The organism is Paenibacillus alkalitolerans (assembly GCF_016482785.1).
GTDB classification, from domain to species: Bacteria; Bacillota; Bacilli; order Paenibacillales; family YIM-B00363; genus Paenibacillus_AE; species Paenibacillus_AE alkalitolerans.
On the sequence record NZ_JAEMXM010000007.1, the window covers coordinates 167,130 to 184,945 of the forward strand.

The 17,816-nt window shown below is 56.4% G+C and carries 12 protein-coding genes; 1 reads left to right on the forward strand and 11 read right to left on the reverse strand.

The window, feature by feature from the left end; all coding sequences use genetic code 11:
- Positions 1-62: 62 nt before the first annotated feature.
- Together JET16_RS13775 and JET16_RS13780 are read right to left on the reverse strand one after the other, a co-directional pair.
- Positions 63-3,125 (reverse strand): alpha-mannosidase, encoded by a 3,063-nt coding sequence (locus tag JET16_RS13775; RefSeq protein WP_199616718.1) that lies wholly within the window; start codon positions 3,123-3,125, stop codon positions 63-65.
- Positions 3,126-3,264: 139 nt separating this feature from the next.
- Positions 3,265-4,437, reverse strand: a complete 1,173-nt coding sequence (locus tag JET16_RS13780) for a GntR family transcriptional regulator (RefSeq protein ID WP_199616719.1) — start codon at positions 4,435-4,437, stop codon at positions 3,265-3,267.
- Between the two features lie 495 nt (positions 4,438-4,932).
- Here JET16_RS13780 and JET16_RS13785 point away from each other — a divergent pair, with 495 nt between their 5' ends.
- Positions 4,933-6,981, forward strand: coding sequence for a GxGYxYP domain-containing protein (locus JET16_RS13785; RefSeq protein ID WP_199616720.1), 2,049 nt, complete (start codon positions 4,933-4,935; stop codon positions 6,979-6,981).
- A gap of 125 nt (positions 6,982-7,106) precedes the next feature.
- Here the strand turns inward: JET16_RS13785 and argH are convergent, their stop codons facing one another.
- The 9 genes from argH to prfB all read right to left on the reverse strand — a co-directional run bounded on the left by argH (position 7,107) and on the right by prfB (position 17,761).
- Positions 7,107-8,543 (reverse strand): argininosuccinate lyase, encoded by a 1,437-nt coding sequence (gene argH / locus JET16_RS13790; protein WP_199616722.1) that lies wholly within the window; start codon positions 8,541-8,543, stop codon positions 7,107-7,109.
- Positions 8,544-8,682: 139 nt separating this feature from the next.
- Positions 8,683-9,975 carry an argininosuccinate synthase gene (locus JET16_RS13795; RefSeq protein ID WP_199616724.1) on the reverse strand — a complete coding sequence of 431 codons (1,293 nt, stop codon included), beginning with the start codon at positions 9,973-9,975 and terminating at the stop codon, positions 8,683-8,685.
- A 60-nt stretch (positions 9,976-10,035) separates the two neighbouring features.
- Complete coding sequence (argF, locus tag JET16_RS13800) at positions 10,036-11,007, reverse strand: ornithine carbamoyltransferase (RefSeq protein WP_233531550.1); 972 nt, start codon at positions 11,005-11,007, stop codon at positions 10,036-10,038.
- A gap of 32 nt (positions 11,008-11,039) precedes the next feature.
- The gene (locus tag JET16_RS13805) at positions 11,040-12,245 is read right to left on the reverse strand and encodes an aspartate aminotransferase family protein (protein ID WP_199616726.1); all 1,206 of its coding nucleotides are present in this window, start codon (positions 12,243-12,245) and stop codon (positions 11,040-11,042) included.
- Positions 12,246-12,258: 13 nt separating this feature from the next.
- A complete protein-coding gene (gene argB, locus JET16_RS13810) occupies positions 12,259-13,068 on the reverse strand; it encodes an acetylglutamate kinase (protein WP_199616727.1) in 810 nt (269 codons plus the stop codon).
- Positions 13,069-13,129: 61 nt separating this feature from the next.
- Entirely contained in the window at positions 13,130-14,356 is a 1,227-nt protein-coding gene (argJ, locus tag JET16_RS13815) for a bifunctional glutamate N-acetyltransferase/amino-acid acetyltransferase ArgJ (RefSeq protein ID WP_199616728.1), read from the reverse strand.
- Positions 14,357-14,384: 28 nt separating this feature from the next.
- A complete protein-coding gene (gene argC / locus JET16_RS13820; RefSeq protein ID WP_199616729.1) occupies positions 14,385-15,440 on the reverse strand; it encodes an N-acetyl-gamma-glutamyl-phosphate reductase in 1,056 nt (351 codons plus the stop codon).
- A gap of 304 nt (positions 15,441-15,744) precedes the next feature.
- Positions 15,745-16,629 carry a YitT family protein gene (locus JET16_RS13825; RefSeq protein WP_199616730.1) on the reverse strand — a complete coding sequence of 295 codons (885 nt, stop codon included), beginning with the start codon at positions 16,627-16,629 and terminating at the stop codon, positions 15,745-15,747.
- Positions 16,630-16,647: 18 nt separating this feature from the next.
- Positions 16,648-17,761, reverse strand: a protein-coding gene (gene prfB, locus JET16_RS13830; RefSeq protein WP_233531551.1) for a peptide chain release factor 2 whose coding sequence is annotated in 2 segments (ribosomal slippage) — positions 16,648-17,688 and positions 17,690-17,761 — 1,113 coding nt in all. Because the reading frame shifts where the segments join, the coding sequence is not laid out codon by codon here.
- Positions 17,762-17,816 lie beyond the last annotated feature (55 nt).

A 17,816-nucleotide genomic window follows, 5' to 3' on the forward strand; every position in this document is an offset into this window, starting at 1 on the left:
TCCAACCACCTCCTGATTAAAATACAAAGCTTAAGCAGCACTTTTCGCTGAAACCTTATCACTTAAAAGGCTGTCAATCTAAGAGTCTTAATTTCAAAAGGGGTAAAGGAAAGTGTAAGTGTCTGTTCGTTAATATCCAGTTGTTGCACGCGCTCTTCCATTAAATCGGCCAGCCATGCTTCAGACATCTGAAATCCTATGTACAGGTTCGTCTGGATCCGGGTTCCTGCCGTCTCGTAAAGTCTGATGACGACATCTTCGCCGTCCTCCGCACGTTTCACCGTTTCAATCATCACATTCGGATGGTCAAGCTTCAGAAACGAATGCGTACCGGTCAGCTTGCCCTCCGAACCGAGGTTATTCGCTTTTACGGCCGTCCTCAGCGGAATATTCAATTCATATCCGCGCTTATAAACCTCCGCCTGAATATGGTCGCCTTTGTGCGGATAAAGCGAGTACGTGAATTCGTGCTCCGCCCGGTCCGCCTCCGGATCGGGGTAGGACGGGCTGCGAAGCAAATTCAGATCGAGCACGTTGTTTTCGGCGCGATGCCCGTATTTGCAATCGTTCAACAAGGCGACGCCGTAATCCGGCTCCGACAAGTCGATCCAATGTTGGGCGCAAATTTCGTCCTTGGCGTAATCCCACATCGTATTGCGGTGGGTCGGCCGTTTCAGGTAACCGAATTGGATTTCGCAGCTTACGCTGTCCGAACGGACATCGACCGGGAACGAAGTGCGCAGCATTTTGTCCGATTCCTTCCAATCGACGTTCGTTACGAAATCGATCCGGCGGCTGCCTTGGGTCAGTACGACCTTCTGCGTCAGAAGGGACTGTCCGAACCGGTAACGCATCTTCAAGCCGGCCGTCGGTCCGTCGGCGAATTCGGTCATTTCGATAAGCTGAAGCGGCATTCCGCCGGTTTGCCGGTAATCGTGCCGGAAATCCCATGCGTCGCCCCGATCGTGGAAGACTCGCAGTTCGTTCGCTTTTTGCCCCTGCGGCACCACTTCCCGGCGGTATTCCTTGTCCCGGATCGAGACGATAGCGCCGTCTTCGGCGAACTTCACTGCCAGCAGATCGTTCTCCACAATGCGTCCGGCTGCCGAAGCCCTAAGCTCCGGAAAGGAATGAATCTCCGCTTCCGTCCCGATGGCCGGCGCCGTTTCGGCTTCCGCAGCCGGCTCTGCATTCGTCATTGCGCAGCCCATCGCCGGAACGCGAACGCGCAGCCAGCGTCCGTTCGCCTTCAGCCATTCTTCCCGCTCCCAAGGCAACGAGTTGAATGCGGCGACGGCTCTTTCATCCACGCCAGGTACGAACAGCCGACCGGCCACGGCTCCGTATGCTTCGGTAATCAACCGCTCTACTCGTTCAAGCAATTCAGCATACCTTTCCAGCGATTCATCGTAAACTCTCTTTATCGAAGAACCGGGCAAAATATCGTGGAACTGGTAAAGCAGCACTTCCTTCCATATTTCCTCCAGCTCTTCGGCGGGGTAACGGATCCCGGCAGCCATCTCCGCCATCACGGCCGCAAACTCAAGTTCGCGCAGCGCCTTCTCCAGTTTCCGGTTGTAGCGTTTGTTCCGGGCTTGGCTCGTCAGCGTTCCTTGGTGCTTCTCCAGATAAAGCTCTCCGCGCCAGGTTTGATATCGGCCGGCGCCTTCGCTGAGTTTGTCGAAGAATTTCGAAGACGGCTCCTGCACGACCGGACTTAAGCCGAGCAAGTTTTTCTCTCTCGAGAGCCTCTCCAGATGCTCTTCCCCCGGACCCCCGCCGCCGTCGCCGATACCGAACAGCATCAGGCAGTGCTCGGACACGTTTTTGTCCAAATAGTTTTGTTCCGCCTTTACGATCGACCGCGGCGCGGCCGGACTGTTGTATGTATCCTCCGGAGGCATGTGCGTCAATACCTTCGAGCCGTCGATTCCTTCCCACATGAACGTATGGTGAGGATGGCGGTTGTATTCGCTCCAGGACAACTTCTGCGTCATCATGTGATCGACGCCGGATTTCTTTAAAATCTGGGGCAGGCTTGCGGTGTACCCAAATACGTCCGGCATCCACAACGTTTTCATTTCCTGGCCGAATTCCTGCATAAAAAAACGCTTGCCGTAAAGAATTTGCCGAACCAACGATTCTCCGCCGGGCACATTCGTATCCGATTCGACCCACATCGCGCCTTGAGGCTCCCAGCGCCCTTCCCTAATGCGTTCCTTAACCCGCCCGTACAGCTTCGGATAACGCTTCTTCATCCAGTCGTAAAGCTGGGGCTGGCTCGCGCCGAATACATAGTCGGGGTAACGTTCCATCATCTTAAGCGCAGTCGAGAACGTTCTTGCACCCTTGCGGATCGTTTCCCGGATCGGCCACAGCCATGCCAGATCGATATGCGCATGACCGACGGCGCTGATCGTCAGCACAGGGTCTCCGCCCCGCTTCGTCAGCTGTTCGCCGAGGATGCCCCGCGCTTTCGCAACGCGTTCATCCGTCAGATCCGTCAAGAGTAAAGAAACGTCGTACAGCGCCTTAAAAATTCTATCCTTCCTCACCGATCCTGCCGGCAGCCGTTCCGCCGTTTCGAGCAGCACTTCCGCGTCGTAATACAGCTGCCGCGCATCTTCGCGGCAAACGGCAATCACCGCTTCTTTCAGCGTCCCGCTCCGGTAACGCCCGAACAGGTCGTTGCAGCCGGCGTCGCCCCACAAATCGATCGTCTCTTCGCCTGTCGACGCTTCGCTGACGTCCACGACCCGTTTGCCCGGAAGGCCGAGCGAGAGGTCGAATTCGGAATTGACGTTCGTTAACCCTTGCGAGGGCGAACCTTCGTCGTCTACGAGGCACAATTCACCGTTCACGTCTATGAGCAGCACGACTTTGGCGCCTTTCGCGGTTTCCGGCACCCGGCCGGTGAAGCGAAACCATGCGCAGTCCCACAAATTGCCCCATTTGTCTCCAGGTGTAAGCTCCAACTTTCGCCCCGACATTCTATCTTCGTAGGATACAGGCTCCGGAGTCACCCAAGCCGTCACGTCCAGTGCCGAAATCGGCGCATAGATGTACTCTTTGATCCGATTCAACATTGATTTCAACTGCTCCGGTTTGACTGTTTCGTACGGCATTTTTCAGTCTCCTTTGTAAGCTGTTTCAATTTTCTGTAATTTAACAATAATATAACTATTGTGCATATTCAATATGTTTTTATTAAATATACATAAAAAACCTTTTCCATGTCGGAAAAGGTCTTATTTTTATACTTATTTAATTGGATGGCGCCGAGCGATGCCGGCCGGACGTCTGCCGTACGACCAGTTCCGGTTCGATCAACGTTTTGCTGTACTTGCCGCCGCGGCCCGCGCCGCTTTGTATGATTTCGAGAAGCTTGCCCGCCGCGCGGTAACCCATTTCGAATTCGAACTGTTTGATGTGGGTGAAGAAACTGAACTCCTCCACAATCGATGTCGGGTCGTCGAAGCTGACGATGGACATGTCGTCCGGCACGCTTAAACCGGCTTGGCGAGCCATCTGATAGATTTGGACTCCGAGCTTCCCGTTAAGCGTAATGTATGCCGTCGCCATCCGGTTGCGGATATACCGGAACAGCGGGTGCGTTTCGGCGTCTTTCAGGCTCTCCACCTGGAACCCTGTTATGATGTGTGCCGGGTTGATAAGAGCCCCTTTCTCTTTTAACGCGTTCATATATCCCTCGATCCGTTCCTGCACCGTGACGGTTTGCAGCGGCGAATCGGAGCAGATCGCGATTTCGCGGTGACCGAGCTCCCATAGATGATCGACCGCGAGAGCGGTGCCAAGCCTGCCATCCGCAGCGATATAATGGGTCTCAACGCCGGGCAAATAACGGTCGACGAGCACGAACGGAAAGCCGGCGAATTTCATGCTCAGTATTTCCTCGTTATACTGCTCCTCGTCCACCGGGAAGATCAGCAGCCCTTCCGCGCCGATTTCCTGAAGCGTCTTGATGGCTTCTTTTTCTTCCTCGACCGCGCCGCCCGATAACAGGATGATCGGTCGATAACCTCTCTCGCCCAGCGCTTTCCTTACCCCTTCGATCAGCCTGATGGCGAAATAATCATAGATGGAAGGCATGATGAGGCCGATCATTTTCGTCTGCCTGCGGGCGGCTGCCCGTTCCGAGATTTTTACTGTTGCGGCGGAAATGTCCGGCGCTTCGGAGGCGGCCTCCGGCTCCCGGCCGCTTACAAAGCTGCCTCTGCCCGGCACACGGGTGATAAGTCCTTCGTTAGCCAAGCCGGACAACGCTTTGACGACCGTTATTTTGCTCACGTCGAAACGATCCATCAGCTCTTTCTCCATCGGAATACGGTCGCCGGTCTTCAACTCTTCCGTTTCTATCAGCTTGCGGATATAGTCTTGTATTTTCTGATAAAGCGGTATGCGGTCGGTTGTGTTCATTTCGGCTCACCAAGCTTCTGTCGTATATTTGTATTTTTGATACAGAATTTTAAAGTTCCTAATAGCACTGCAATGACGAGTAAATTCTGTACCAAGAAAAGCTTCCTCTAGTTGCGGTCTTGCTTCTATGCATGTGCTCGATGAAGTTTATCTTTATTGCTTCGATAGAAGCTTTCCTTATATACATTATATATATATACGATATTCCGCAACAGATATCCTTTATTGGCGTTTGGCGGAAACAAAGTATCAAACGACTGCCCGTCTCCTATCGCCTTACGACCTATTTTTTCATAAGATTAGCGTCGTTATTTGTCATTCCATGTCATTACTTAGTAACCTTTGTCGAAATACTTGAAATAATTATATAATAACATATTTAATATATATTGTGTGGCTTCGTTGTGGGAATAACCATAAACAGCCGAAGAAGGCGGTGAATCGGGAAGGCGAAGAACGAAAGCTCCACCAAATTGCGAAAAAGAGGTGTGAATCGTGTTTCGAAAGCTGACGGTTATTAGTCTCGCATTAATCTGCATGCTGAGCTTGCCTATCGGCGCAGCCGCCGACTCGGCGTCAAGCCCGCAAGCCGGCTCCATTACATGGCCCAAGCACCAGGGGCTGCCAACGTTCGCGGAAGCAAAGAAGCTGGATGTCACGGATATTTATGACGCTCCCGGAGACATCAAGCTCCTGATGGCCACGTTGCAAGGCGTCGTCAACCGCGCGGAGCCGCGCATCTACCTGTTGGAAAACAAAGAAGAAGGCGAATTTACTTGGCTGAACGATTTGGATGTCCCTTATCATGTTCATGGCGATTACCGGGATATCGTCCGAAAATATAAAGACGAGATCGAAGGCATTATCGTATACGACCCGGCAGTTCCCGACTCCATCAACGTGGCGACCACGCTGGCGGGGTTGAAAGACGCGGCAGTGGCGAGTCCGGAGCTCGCGTCGAAATTAACGGAAGCCCCCTTCAACCTAGAGGTACTGGAAGACCTGCGGGGCCGGTTCAAGGACCGGTTGGACGCTTATCAATGGCAATATGATCATCTTTGGGAGCAAACGACTCATCGGATGCTGATCGGTTTAAGCCCGGATACGTCCGTCAGAATGCCGCCGGGACTTCCCGCTTCATTCCGGATCATCGCGGAGGAGACGACGCAGGAGCGCGAAGCGAACAACCGGAAGGTCTACGATTTGGATTTGTCCGGTTTTCTTGGGAAAGAATCCGTTTATCTCCGCTTTGACGACGCCTTCCCGCAAGACGGCTGGGGGCCTGCCGTGCATGAGGTAACCGTAAAAGCCGACGGGCAGGTGATTGCGCAGTTTATTCCGGGCACTCCTGAAGAAACGCCGTTTCTGTACGACCCCCAAAACTCGCAATTATCGGCGGGGAGCGGCGGACACCGTTTCGCGGACAACGGCCGCTACTTCGTATACGAGTTCACGCCGCCTGCCGGAACGAAGCAGCTGACCGCGTCCGTGGATATGTGGAACCAATTCAAGGTTTCCGCCGGGAACGAGAAGCCGCCTACCTCAGGGCAGAAAGAGCCATACGGATATCTTCGCGATTATGCGGTTGCAAATAAGGCGATGGTATTCTGGCTTGAAGTGAACGTGCCCGAACAGAAAGCGCTGTTCGAGCGCATCCTGTCCGACGTTGAGCCGGGAACGCCGTACTTGGGCTGGTTCAGCAACGACTTCGAGGGCGAATTCAGCTCCGTCGAAGTAACGTCGAGACATGGCGTCTACGTCCTTGCGGCGGACTGGTTCAGCAACCTGACCGTCTTCTCTGGAACGAAGGTAAAGCCCTACATTCAGAAGCCGGTCAAAGCGCCGCAGTTGAAGAACAAAATTTACGTCACGTATACGTTCAGCGAGGGCGACAATTTCCAATACAACCAGCACCGGATGCGGATCCTGTGGGACGACCCGAACCGCGGCAAAGTGCCGATCAACTGGACGTCGAGCCCGCTGCTTTATGACGGCGCGCCGGCCATGCTGAATTATTACCGGTCGACCGCGACCGCGAACGACCTGCTCATCGCCGGGCCTTCGGGAGCCGGATACTTTTATCCGAACGTGTGGCCGGAAAACACTTTTTCCGATTTCCTGAAGCGTACCAACCTTTACTTAAATAAGACCGGCATGACGATCCCGTATGTGCTGAACCGGATCGAAGGCCGGAACGTGCCGCTCAGCGAATCGGTCGTCTCCGCCTACCGGGACGAATATAACGTCCCCGGCCTCTTCCTGAGCTGGGAGGACCGTTATGGCGTCGAACTGGCGAACGGCAGCATCCCGGTGTCCACGATTCAAGGCATCAGCACCGTACAGGACGGAAAGAACATATTGGCGAACGCCAAAGCAAACTGGGACGGCAAGTCGCCGCTGTTCGTCTCTTTGGGATTGCTCGCTTGGAGCATGACGCCTTCGGATGTCGTCGCAATTACCGAATCGCTCGGAGAGGAATTCGAGGCCGTAACGGCGGATCATTATTTCTCGCTGCTCCGGGAAGCGTACGGACTTCAGAAATAACCTGGAAGCGAGCACATCGCCTTGTTGTAACAACGGTACAATATTATTATGAAATCGAGCAGGCCTATGCGCGTGCGCATAGGCCTGCTCAATTTACTTTGGTTCCACTTAATAGCTCTTCATTGTTATTCGCCGGGTCCGGCCAGTCCTGCGAGCGGCGCATGCTCCGCCGCCCAGGCGCGCGCTTCCGCGGCGGCGGCTTCGGCGCGCGCGACTCCCTCGCGCACCTGCGCGAACGCGGTGCCGCCGTATACGGCGCGCGCGTTCACCACGTGCTCCGGCTGGAGCACGTCGAAGATGTCGCTCCCGAACTCGGGAGCGAACTCTTGAAACTCCTCCAACGAGAGTTCCAGCAATACCTTGCCGCGCTCGATGCAGTAGAGCACGAGCTTGCCGATAATCTCGTGCGCCTGGCGGAACGGGATGCCCTTGTGCACGAGATAGTCGGCGATGTCGGTCGCGTTCGAGAAATCGCGGTCCACCGCCGCCCGCATGCGGTCCTTCCGGACCTGCATGCTCGCGATCATCGGCGCCATCAACCGCAGCGCGCCGCCGACCGTCTTCACCGTGTCGAACATCCCTTCCTTGTCCTCCTGCATATCCTTATTGTAGGCGAGAGGAAGGGATTTCAGCACGGTGAGCAAGCCGACGAGGTTGCCGTATACCCGTCCGGTTTTGCCGCGGACGAGCTCGGCCACGTCCGGATTTTTCTTCTGCGGCATAATGGAGCTGCCGGTGCAGAACGCGTCGTCCAGCTCGACGAAGCCGAACTCCGTGCTCGACCACAGCACCAGCTCCTCGCACAAGCGCGACAGGTGCGTCATCAACAGCGACGCATTCGACAAGAACTCTACGATAAAATCGCGGTCGCTCACTGCGTCTAATGAGTTATCGTAAATCCGCGAAAACCCGAGCAGCTGCTTCGTCATCATCCGGTCGATCGCAAATGTCGTACCCGCTAACGCGCCCGCGCCAAGCGGGAGCATGTCCGCGCGCTTATACGAATCCATGAACCGCTCCGCATCGCGGCTGAACATCGCCACGTACGCGAGCAAGTGATGGGCGAACGAGATCGGCTGCGCCCGCTGCAAATGCGTATACCCCGGAACAACGGTCTCCACGTTCTCCTGTGCCTGCGCAATCAAAGCCTCTTGCAGCCCGGCGAGCAGCTCCACAAACTCAACGATCCGCTTGCGCAAGTACAGATGCATGTCCGTCGCCACTTGATCGTTGCGGCTGCGGCCCGTATGCAGCTTGCCGCCGACGGGACCGATATCCTCGATCAGCAGCTTCTCCACCGTCATGTGTATATCTTCGCTGGAAGCCGAAAACTCCACTTCACCGCGGGATAATTTGCCCAATACACGCTGCAGACCGCCAATGATCTTGTCTACATCTTCCTCAGGCAAAATGCCGCAGCGCCCCAGCATCGTCACATGCGCAATGCTTCCTTGAATATCTTCTTCATACAGCTCGCGGTCAAAAAAGACGGAAGCGGTATATTCCTCGACCAACGCGTCGGTCGCTTTCGTGAACCGGCCGCCCCAAAGCTTTTCCGCCATTATCTTTACCCTCCTAATTAACACAGCAGGGAGCCGGCAATGAGCTTTGCCGACCCCCACCAGCCCGTCATATTTATGTTCAGTCAGGAAAGGCGACTAATACGCTCGTCACCTGCCTTGTCGTCCCAGCTATCGCCTCTTACTTACCCGCAGGTACCGCCTGCTCCGCCTTCGCCGTACCGGCCGACGCGCCGCCGACGCCTTCCGCGCCGTGCACGCTCGACGTGACGCGAAGCCGCAGAGCGTTCAGCCGGATAAATCCGGTAGCGTCCCCTTGATTGTACGCCTGCGTCGGATCGGCTTCCATCGTGGCGATGTCCGGGTTGTACAAGCTGACCGGGCTCTTCACGCCTGCCGCCATCACGTTGCCCTTGTACAGCTTCAACCGGACCGTACCCGCAACGTGCTTCTGGCTCTCGGTGACGAGCGCCTGCAGCGCAAGCCGTTCCGGAGCGAACCAGAATCCGTTGTATACAAGCGACGCGTATTTCGGGATCAAAGAATCCCGCAGATGCATTACGTCGCGGTCCATCGTGATCGACTCCATAATCCGGTGCGCTTTGAACAGCACCGTTCCGCCCGGCGTCTCGTATACGCCGCGGCTCTTCATGCCGACGAACCGGTTTTCCACCATATCGATCCGCCCGACGCCGTGTTTGCCGCCGATCTCGTTCAACGTCTCCATCACCTGCAGCGGCGTCAACCGCTTGCCGTTGACGGCGACACAGTCACCCTTCTCAAACTCGAGCTCCACGTATTCCGCCTCATCGGGAGCAAGCTCCGGATCGACGCTCATTACGTACATATCGCGGACGTCAACCGCCGTCGAGTCAAACCATGGATCCTCCAGCATGCCGCTCTCGAACGAAATATGCAGCAGGTTCCGATCCGTGGAATAAGGCTTCGACGCCGTCGCCTTCACCGGAATGCCGTGCGATTCCGCGTACGCGATCATCTCCGCGCGACCCGGGAATTGCGCCCGGAATTCCTCGATCCGCCACGGCGCGACAACCTCAAGCTCAGGCGCAAGCGCCGCGGCCGTCAGCTCGAACCGGACTTGGTCGTTCCCTTTGCCCGTTGCGCCGTGCGCGATGGCGAACGCGCCTTCCGCGCGCGCAATCTCGACCATCCGCTTCGCGATCAACGGCCGCGCGATCGAAGTCCCCAGCAAATACTGACCTTCGTACAACGCTCCCGCTTGAAACATCGGATAGATGAAATCCTTCGCGAATTCCGCGCGAAGATCTTCAATGTATACCTTGGACGCACCGGTGTTGTACGCCTTTTCCTCCAAACCGTCCAATTCGTCCGCCTGCCCGATATCGGCCGTGAACGCGATGATCTCCGCGTCGAACGTTTCCTTCAACCACGCGAGAATGACCGACGTATCCAGACCCCCGGAATACGCGAGTACAATTTTTTGCTTCGACATAGCCGCCGCTCCTCCTGCTTTTGCATGAATCATTTTTCCAATTCGTTTAATTTCAATCCGCTATCCCATCAACGCCGCCATAATCGCTTTCTGAGCGTGCAGCCTGTTTTCCGCTTGGTCAAACACAATCGAGTTGGCTCCGTCGATGACATCCGCGCTTACTTCTTCACCGCGGTGGGCCGGCAAGCAATGCATGAACAAGTAATCCGGCTTTGCATAACGCACCAAATCCGCATTCACTTGATATTTCGAGAACGCCTTCTCGCGATCCTTCTGCTCCTGTTCGAAGCCCATGCTCGCCCATACATCCGTGTACACAACGTCCGCACCGGCAATAGCCTCTTTCGGATCGCGGCAGAACGTGTAACTGCCTCCGGTTTGAGCCGCATGCTCTTTCGTCAGCTGCACGACTCCCGCATCGGGCTCGTAGCCGTCCGGAGAAGACACGGCCATGTGCATGCCGAACTTGGCCGCGCCCATCATGAGCGAATGCACCATATTGTTCCCGTCGCCGATATACGCAACCTTCAAGCCCGCCAATTTCCCTTTATACTCGAGCACCGTCATATAATCCGCCAAAGCTTGGCACGGGTGCGACAAATCGGTCAACCCGTTGATGACCGGAACGGTCGCATAACGGGCAAGTTCAATGACATTGCGGTGGGCGAACGTGCGGATCATGATGCCGTCCACGTAACGAGACAACACTTTCGCCGTATCCGCGATCGTCTCGCCGCGCCCCAGCTGGATATCGTTCTTGGAGAGGAACAGCGCGGAGCCGCCCAGCTGCGTAATCCCGACTTCGAACGAAACGCGCGTACGTGTCGACGCCTTCTCGAAAATCATACCCAGCGTCTTGCCCTTCAACGGGTGATACGTTTCCCCCGACTTCTGCTTCTTCTTCAACTCGATCCCCAATCGGACCAGATACATTAACTCCTCCGGCGTGTAATCGACCAAAGCCAGGAAGTCCCTGCCTCTCAATACGTCTGCGCTTCCCTCGGCGGGAACCTTCAACGCTGCTTCCATCATGACCGCCTCTCCCCTTTCTTCATCGCGTGTATTTACACGGCAACCCCGTTTTTCGATTTCAAAATGATTCCCGCGAGCGCATCCAAACCGCCGAACCACTCGTCTTCCCCAATGGTGAGCGCCGGCAGCAGCCGAATGACATTCGGTCCCGCGGTGATTACGAGCAGCCCTTCCTTCTGAGCCGCCATCACGATATCCGTAACCGGTGAAGCGAGCTCGATGCCGATCAACAAGCCAAGTCCGCGAACGCTCACCAATTCCGGATGATCCGCCAAAGCGGCGCGCAGCCGCAGCATGCCTTCCGTACCGAGCCGGGCCGCACGCTTTGGCAGCTCCTCCCGCTTCATCGTTTCAAGCGTCGCAATAGCCGCCGAGCAAGCGATCGGCGTTCCGCCGAACGTGGACCCGTGGCTTCCCGCGGAAAATCCGTCCCGCAGGAACGCTTTACCGAGCATCGCGCCGATCGGGAATCCGCTGCCGAGACCCTTCGCGAGCGTAATAATGTCCGGTTCAACGCCGTAGTGCTGGTACCCGAACATTTGGCCCGTGCGGCCAATACCGGTTTGGATTTCATCCGCAATGAGCAGCAGACCGTGTTTCTCGCACAGTCGCTTCACTCCGGCCGCAAACGCCGGGCCGGCGGGATTGACGCCGCCCTCTCCCTGCACGAACTCCATTATAATCGCGCAGGTCCGGTCGTTGATCGCCGCTTCCAACGCTTCAAGATTGTTATACTCCACGTGAACGAATCCCGCCGGCAGCGGGTCGAACCCGTCCTTCACTTTGTCTTGGCCCGTCGCCGTTAACGTCGCCAACGTGCGCCCGTGGAACGAGCTTTGGAACGCGATGATTTCATAACGGTTATTGCCGAGCACCTTCCGGTTGTACCTTCTGGCAAGCTTGATCGCCGCTTCGTTCGCTTCGGCCCCGCTGTTGCAAAAGAACGCCAAATCCGCGCAGCCTGCCTCCGCCAGCATCGAGGCCAGCTTCTCCTGCCCCGGAATTTCAAACAAATTCGATACGTGCCACAAGTTCTCCAATTGATCGATTAACGCCTGTTTCACCGCGTCAGGTGCATGGCCGAGGCCGGTGACGGCGATGCCGCTCATCAAGTCGAGATATTCGCGGCCGTTCTCGTCCCATACTTTGCTGCCTTTGCCTTTCACCAACCGCGCAGAGAAAAAAGGAGCGTAATTCGGAAACAACGCCTCGCGTCCGCTCACAGCGATCCCTCCCATTCGTCGTCCGGCGTTATGCCGGCGCCGCAGCCTGTTCCGCGGTAATTTTCGTGCCGATATTTTCGCCGCGCAGCACTTTGCCCAACACGCCCGGTTCGGATCCGTTCACAATGACTACTTCGTTGACGTTTCCGCCGAGACATTTGAGCGCTGCCTGCACCTTGGGAATCATTCCTCCGTAAATTTCGCCGCTCTCGATCATCGATTTGATCTTGCTCGGCGTAACGCTCGGCAGCACTTTCTTCACGCCGCCCACCGTTCCGGCGATGCCGGGAACGTCGGTCACGACGATGAACGGGGTCGCGCCGAGGCTGGAAGCGACCGCTCCCGCCGCCGTATCCGCATTAATGTTGTACCGTTGATTGTCCGCTCCAAGTCCTACCGGCGCTACGACCGGTATATAGCCGACGGAAAGCAAGCTGTTCAGCAGCTCCGTATTCACCTCGGTCACTTCGCCCACATATCCGAGTTTATCCGCGTTCGCGACCGGCTGCGCCGTCAGCAATCTTCCGTCCGTACCGGACAGACCGACCGCCTTGGCGCCGTTCTGCGTCATGCGGCGCACGATTTCCTTATTGATCTTGCCCGCGAGCACCATCTCGACGACGTCGAGCACTTCCGAGGTCGTGCGGCGCAAGCCGTCGACAAACTCCGTATGAATACCCAATTTTCCTAATGATTGCGAAATTTCAGGTCCGCCGCCGTGCACGATGACCGGCTGAAGCCCTTGCCGCTGAAATGCGGCCAGCTCCGCGAAAAATCCGTTCGGAAGCGCCGCAAGCGTGCTGCCTCCGCATTTAATGACGAACGTGTTTCCGTTCATGTCTTGCTCCCCTCTCCTAACTTGTGATTGAGCACTACGCGCCAATCTTACGATTGGCTCCTTATGTGCGGTATGAAGCGTTAATTTTTACATAATCGTATGTCAGATCGCATCCCCAAGCCGTTGCCTTGCCCGGGCCGATGTGTAAATCCACGTAAACCGCGATTTCGCTGCCGTCCAAATACCGCTTCGCAGCCGCCTCGTCGAACGGAATCGGCACCGACGCTTGCAGTACCGGGATATCTCCCAATCGGATATCCACCGTGTTTGCGTCGATCGGCACTCCCGCGCGCCCGGCCGCGGCGATAATTCGGCCCCAGTTCGCATCCGAACCGTACATCGCCGATTTCACCAAGCTAGAGCCGACGATCGTCTTCGCGACCGCTCTCGCATCCTGATCGGTGCGGGCGCCTGAGACATTCACCTCGATCAGCTTCGTTGCGCCTTCGCCGTCGCGGGCGATTTCTTTCGCCAACGTCTCCGAGACGCACCGGAACGCCGCGGCGAAGCATTCCCAATCCGGGTGGCCGGGATGCAGCGGTTCGTTGCCCGCCAATCCGCTCGCCATGGCGACCACCATATCGTTCGTGCTCGTATCGCCGTCCACGGTGATCATGTTGAACGTGACGTCCGTCGTCTCGCTAAGCAGCGACTGCAGGACTCCCTCGTTCAACGCCGCATCCGTTGTAATGAAGCCGAGCATCGTGGCCATGTTCGGGTGTATCATGCCCGAACCTTTCGCCGCGCCCGCAATCGTCACGGCCGCGCCGCCGGCTTCCAGGCGAACGCACACCGACTTCTGCACCAAGTCGGTCGTCATGATCGCCTGGCAGAAATCGCCGCCTCCGTCCGGCGACAACCCATTCGCCAGCGCGCCCACTCCCGCGCGCACTTTATCCATCGGCATATGTACGCCGATGACTCCCGTCGACGTCACCCCTACCAGGTGGTCGGGCACCCCGAGGGCGGCTGCGAACGCCGACCTCATCTCGCGGGCGTCGGTGAAGCCCCGCTCTCCCGTGCACGCGTTGGCATTCCCGCTGTTGACGAGCATCGCTCGCAGCCGTCCCTCGCGCGCGATCGACTCGCGCGTTACGGCGAGCGGCGCCGCCTGCACCAAGTTCGTCGTATATACCGCCGCCGTCATCGCCGGGACGTCGCATACGATCGCCCCCAAATCATACCGCCGCACCTTCTTGATGCCGCAATGGACGCCGCCCGCTTTAAAGCCTTTCGGCGTCGTTACCGTGCCTTCGGGTGCCAACGCGAAACCTTTTTGCCCGATCATGCCCGCTCTCCCCTCTTCCTGTTCCGCTTTACGGATATACCGGCGCCGATTGAAGCCCCGCGCCTTCGTCCCACCCGAACGACAAGTTCAAATTTTGAATCGCTTGCCCCGCGGCGCCTTTCACCAAATTGTCGATGACGGAAACGATCGTGATCCGCCCCGTCCGCTCATCGTACGCAAAACCGATATCGCAGTAGTTCGAACCCCATACTTCCTTCGTTGCCGGCCATCTGCCCCGGTCGCGAATCCTCACGAATCGCCGTCCTTCGTAGTACTGCCGGTACAACGATATCCATGCGTCCTCCATCCGGTACGCATCGTTCGTCACGGATGCATACGTCGTGCATAGAATGCCTCGGGTCATAGGTACAAGGTGCGGCGTGAACGTCGCCGTCACCGCGCTTCCGGCCCGTTCCGACAACACCGATTCGATCTCTGGAATATGCTGGTGTTTGTTGATCTTGTATGTTTTGAAGTTTTCATTCATCTCGGAGTAGTGGTAGTTGATTCCCAGCCCGCGCCCCGCGCCGGAAACCCCGGATTTCGCGTCGATGATGACCGTCGCCGGGTCGACCGCTCCCGCTTCGACGGCAGGAATGAGTCCAAGCAGTGCCGCCGTCGGATAGCATCCCGGGTTGGAGATCAGTTCCGCATCCCGCACACGATCGCCGTAAACTTCCGCCAGTCCGTACACCGCCCGCTGCAGCACCGCCGGTTCCGGCGCCTCGTGTTTATACCACTGCTCATATGCTTCACGCGACTGCAGCCGGAAATCCCCGGACAAGTCGATCACCCGCAGTCCAGCGTCTAGCAAGGCCGGAACCAGCTTTCCGCTTATGCCGGAAGGCGTTGCGGCAAACACGACGTCCGCTTTTCTTCGGATGAGCTCCGGATCCACGGCGTCCAGCACCGTCACGGGCAGTATATCCTGCAGATGAGGGTACCCTTCCGTTATCGACTCTCCTGCATTGGATGACGAAATGACCGATGTGATTTCCACGTGCGGATGTTGAAGCAAAAACCGGATCAGCTCGACGCCGCCGTATCCCGTCGAACCTACAATCGCAACTCTTACCTGTTTCATGTTTCTTACTCTGGCCCCTCTCCCGCGGTCGCCGTTCTATGTGTTCAAGATATGAATTATTATACATAGGTATGCATATTGATACAACCGTTTTTTTGTGAAATGGAAATGTTTCGGTCTTCCCTCATTTTTCCTGCATTTTACGAATCGCGCACAAGGATAAACGGCTTCGCCGTCCTCTTGGAGGTCGGTGCCGTTTACCGTTGAAATATAAGCCAAGTATAAATGTGAAACTTATACTTTCTTATATTTGCACAAAAAAAGCCCGCTGCATGCAGCGGGCTGCAATCGGCGGACTTTCCCGTTACTGCACCTTAAATCCTTCTCCCAACACTTCCGTCGCCCCCGTAATGATCACGAACGCCTGCGGGTCCGCCGCTTGTACGAGAGCTTTTAGCTTCGTCACTTCCGTCTGCGAGACGACCACCATAAGAACCGTCTTGGCCTGCCCCGTATAACCGCCGTGCGCCGTCAATCGGGTCAATCCGCGGTCCAAATCGTAAAGCACGGTGCGGGCGATCGACTCGACATCCTCACTGATGATGTAAGCCACTTTCGAAGTGGAAAAGCCGATCTGCACCACATCGATCGTCTTCGTCGTCACAAACAGCCCGATCAACGCATACAACGCTTGCTCCGGGGAAAACACGAAGCCCGCCGTCAAAATGACGAATCCGTCCAACAGCGCTACGGATAACCCAAGCCCTAACCCTGTATATTTCGCCACAATTTGTGCAGCGAGATCCAAACCGCCGGTAGATCCCCGTCCGCGAAAGACGATCCCCAAGCCCGCTCCGATGCCCAAGCCGCCGAACAAGGTGGCCAGCAACGGATTATCGGTTAACGGCGCCCAATTGTCCGTCAACAAGACGAACAACGGCAGCACCGCGGTGCCTACAGCGGTTTTCAGGCCGAATTTGCCGCCCAGCAGCGCAATACCGGCAATGAAAAGAGGTATGTTAAGAAGCCATTGGGTAATGGCCGGTTCGACGCCGATTAATGAGCGAACAATGACCGATATTCCGGAAACGCCGCCGGAAGCGATCCGATTCGGTTCCATAAATAAATTGAAGCTGACCGCAACGAGGAACGAGCCGATCAGCAGCAGCGCATATTCATACGCCGTATGGACGGGGGTGCCGATCGGAAACCGGGGAGCCTTCCTTCTTGAACGATTCATGATGGTCATGGAGAACTCCTGCGCAACCTATTCGCTCTTCCGGATTTGGCTTCGCAAATACGCGTTAATGAAAGGGTCGATATCTCCGTCCATGACGGCGCCCACATTCCCCGTCTCTTCCCCGGTGCGGTGGTCCTTCACCATGCTGTAGGGGTGGAACACATAGGAACGGATTTGGCTGCCCCATGCAATATCGCTCTGTTCGCCGCGAATCGCCGCGATCTCTTTTTGCTGCTCCTCCAGACGCCGTTCGAACAATTTGGAGCGGAGCATCTTCATCGCTCTATCGCGGTTTGAAATTTGGGACCGCTCGGATTGGCATGCTACGATGATACCCGAGGGAATATGCGTAATGCGCACCGCGGATTCCGTCTTGTTGACGTGCTGCCCTCCGGCGCCGCCGGCCCGGTACGTGTCTACTTTAAGGTCTTCCGAACGAATCTCGATTTCCGAATCGTCGTCTTCGATTTCAGGCACGACGTCGCATGACGCGAAAGACGTATGTCTGCGTCCGGACGCGTCGAACGGCGAAATGCGCACAAGGCGGTGCACGCCTTTCTCCGCCTTCAGGTAGCCGTATGCGTTGTACCCGTGCACGATAATCGTTACGCTCTTGATCCCCGCTTCGTCACCGGGCAAATAATCTGCGACTTCTACTTTAAAGCCGCGGTCTTCCGCCCAACGCGTATACATTCGGTAGAGCATCGACGCCCAATCCTGCGACTCCGTGCCGCCCGCGCCCGGGTGCAGCTCCAGAATGGCGCTGTATTTATCATATGGAGAGCTGAGCAGCAGCGTAAGTTCAAACTGATCGAGATCGGAGGCCAGCTTGTTCACGCCTTGCGACCAATCTTCCGCCAGTCCGGCGTCCCCTTCTTCTTCAATGAGCTCCTGCATGAGGAGCAAGTCGTCGCAGTCGCTCTGAAGCTTCTGGTATCTGTCCACTACCGATTTTATTGCGTTCAATTCGCCTATCATCTTCTGAGCCCGCTCGTTATCGTCCCAGAAATCGGGCGCGGACATCTTTTGCTCGTAATCGGCAATCTGTTCAAGCTTGAGGTCTAAGTCAAAGAGACCCCCTAAGCGCTTCGAGTTTTTGTGCCGCCTCGCGGAGTAGGTGGCGGATTTCCGGATCAATCATAGTATTAAAGCTCCTTCTTATAATGAATGAGCCCGGCCGAAGCCGGGCGGCAGGC

What these genes read in the sequence shown, in the direction of transcription:
- argF (WP_233531550.1), bottom strand. Translation starts at nt 11,007, where the DNA reads ATGATGGAAGCAGCGTTGAAGGTTCCCGCCGAGGGAAGCGCAGACGTA.
- JET16_RS13825 (WP_199616730.1), bottom strand. Translation starts at nt 16,629, where the DNA reads ATGACCATCATGAATCGTTCAAGAAGGAAGGCTCCCCGGTTTCCGATC.
- argH (WP_199616722.1), bottom strand. Translation starts at nt 8,543, where the DNA reads ATGGCGGAAAAGCTTTGGGGCGGCCGGTTCACGAAAGCGACCGACGCG.
- argB (WP_199616727.1), bottom strand. Translation starts at nt 13,068, where the DNA reads ATGAACGGAAACACGTTCGTCATTAAATGCGGAGGCAGCACGCTTGCG.
- JET16_RS13775 (WP_199616718.1), bottom strand. Translation starts at nt 3,125, where the DNA reads ATGCCGTACGAAACAGTCAAACCGGAGCAGTTGAAATCAATGTTGAAT.
- argC (WP_199616729.1), bottom strand. Translation starts at nt 15,440, where the DNA reads ATGAAACAGGTAAGAGTTGCGATTGTAGGTTCGACGGGATACGGCGGC.
- argJ (WP_199616728.1), bottom strand. Translation starts at nt 14,356, where the DNA reads ATGATCGGGCAAAAAGGTTTCGCGTTGGCACCCGAAGGCACGGTAACG.
- JET16_RS13795 (WP_199616724.1), bottom strand. Translation starts at nt 9,975, where the DNA reads ATGTCGAAGCAAAAAATTGTACTCGCGTATTCCGGGGGTCTGGATACG.
- JET16_RS13805 (WP_199616726.1), bottom strand. Translation starts at nt 12,245, where the DNA reads ATGGGAGGGATCGCTGTGAGCGGACGCGAGGCGTTGTTTCCGAATTAC.
- JET16_RS13780 (WP_199616719.1), bottom strand. Translation starts at nt 4,437, where the DNA reads ATGAACACAACCGACCGCATACCGCTTTATCAGAAAATACAAGACTAT.